This is a genomic window from Kitasatospora sp. NPDC047058, from assembly GCF_040643935.1.
Classification (GTDB): domain Bacteria; phylum Actinomycetota; class Actinomycetes; order Streptomycetales; family Streptomycetaceae; genus Kitasatospora.
This window is the reverse complement of sequence record NZ_JBEYVJ010000757.1, coordinates 1-1,934: the sequence shown is the minus strand read 5'-3', so window position 1 is coordinate 1,934 and position 1,934 is coordinate 1. Positions and strand designations below refer to the sequence as shown.

1 protein-coding gene is annotated in these 1,934 nt (G+C 75.4%); it reads right to left on the bottom strand.

Annotated elements, in window-relative coordinates; translation table 11 throughout:
* On the bottom strand, positions 1–1,934 hold a 1,934-nt coding region (locus ABZ885_RS40195; RefSeq protein ID WP_360200013.1), incomplete at both ends, for a beta-ketoacyl synthase N-terminal-like domain-containing protein.

Genomic DNA, 1,934 nt, shown 5'->3' with positions numbered 1-1,934 from the left:
ACCACGGAAGCAGAACGCGTCCCGAAGGCCAAACCACCCAGCCCCGACAGCAGCTCCTCACGGCCACCACCGACCACCACGGCCCGGTGCTCGAACACCGAGCGCGTCGCCGCCAGCGACCACGCCACCTCCGCCGGCACCAGCTCCGGCCGCCCGGACACCCAGTCCCGCAGCCGCGCCGCCTGCGCCGTCAGCCCCTCCGCCGTTCGACCCGACACCAGCCAGGCGTCCGCCCCGGTCACCACCGGGACCGGCGCCGTCTCCGGCACCTCGGCGTCCCCGGCGGCCGGGGCCTCCTCCAGGATGACGTGCACGTTGGTGCCGCTCATGCCGAACCCGGACACGCCGGCCCGGCGCACGTGCTCGCCGACGGGCCACGCCACCGCCTCGGTCAGCAGCCGCACCTCGCCCGCCGACCAGTCCACGTGCGGGGTCGGCTCGTCCACGTGCAGCGTCTGCGGCAGCTGCTCGTTCTGCAGCGCCAGCACCATCTTCATCACACCGGCCACACCGGCGGCCGCCTGGGTGTGCCCGATGTTCGACTTCACCGAGCCCAGCCACAACGGCCGGCCCTCGGCGCGCTCCTGGCCGTACGTCGCCAGCAGCGCCTGGGCCTCGATCGGGTCCCCGAGCTTGGTCGCCGACCCGTGCGCCTCCACCACGTCCACGTCGGCGAACGACATGCGGGCGTTGGCCAGGGCGGCCCGGATCACGCGCTGCTGGGACGGACCGTTCGGCGCCGTCAGGCCGTTCGACGCACCGTCCTGGTTGACGGCGGAGCCGCGGACCACCGCGAGCACCTTGTGCCCGTTGCGCTGCGCGTCGGACAGCCGCTCCACGACGAGCATGCCCGCGCCCTCGGCGAAGCCGGAACCGTCGGCCGCCGCGGCGAAGGACTTGCAGTGCCCGTCCACGGACACGCCGCCCGCCTTGGCCATGGACACGAACACGCCGGGGGTGGCGGTGACCGTGGCCCCGCCGGCGAGGGCGAGCGAGCACTCGCCCAACCGCAGTGCCTGGACGGCCATGTGCAGCGCCACCAGCGACGACGAGCAGGCCGTGTCGACCGTGACGGCCGGGCCCTCCAGGCCGAAGGTGTAGGACAGCCGGCCGGAGAGCACGCTGGTCGCGTTCCCGGTCACCAGGTGACCCTCGACGACCTCGGTGCCGTCCAGCTGCACGTCGGTGGCGTACCGGGAGCTGTAGCCGCCGACGAAGGCGCCGGTCTGGCTGCCGCGCAGCGCAGCCGGGTCGATGCCCGCCCGCTCGAACGCCTCCCAGGAGGTCTCCAGCAGCAGGCGCTGCTGCGGGTCCATCGCCAGCGCCTCGCGCGGGCTGATCCCGAAGAAGCCGGCGTCGAAGGCGCTGGCGTCCTGGACGAACCCGCCGGCCTGCTCGTACGCCTCGCCCGGGCGCTCCGCGTCCGGGTCCTCCAGGTAGAGGCTCTCCAGGTCCCAGCCGCGGTCCCGCGGGAACGGGCCGATCGCGTCCGAGCCCGAGGACAGCAGCTGCCAGAGCTCCTCCGGGCTGGCCGCGCCGCCCGGGAAGCGGCAGGCCATGCCGACGATCGCGATCGGCTCGTCCGCGGCGCCGGTGGCCACGGGTGCGGAGGGTCCCGCGACGGCGGGCAGGTCGCCCGCCAGCTCCCCGCGCAGCAGCGCGGCGAGCGCGGTCGGCGTGGGGTAGTCGAAGACCAGCGTCGCGGGCAGCCGCAGGCCGGTCTCGGCGTTGAGGCGGTTCCGCAGCTCCACCGCGGTCAGCGAGTCGAAGCCGACGTCGGTGAACGGCCGGCCGGCGTCGATCGCGTCCGCCGAGGCGTGCCCCAGCGTGGCGGCGACGTGGGCGAGGACGAGGTCCAGCAGCAGCCGGTCGCGCTCGGTGCCGGAGACCGCCGCGAGCCGCCGCCGCAGGGCGTCGGCCGCGTCGGCGCCCGG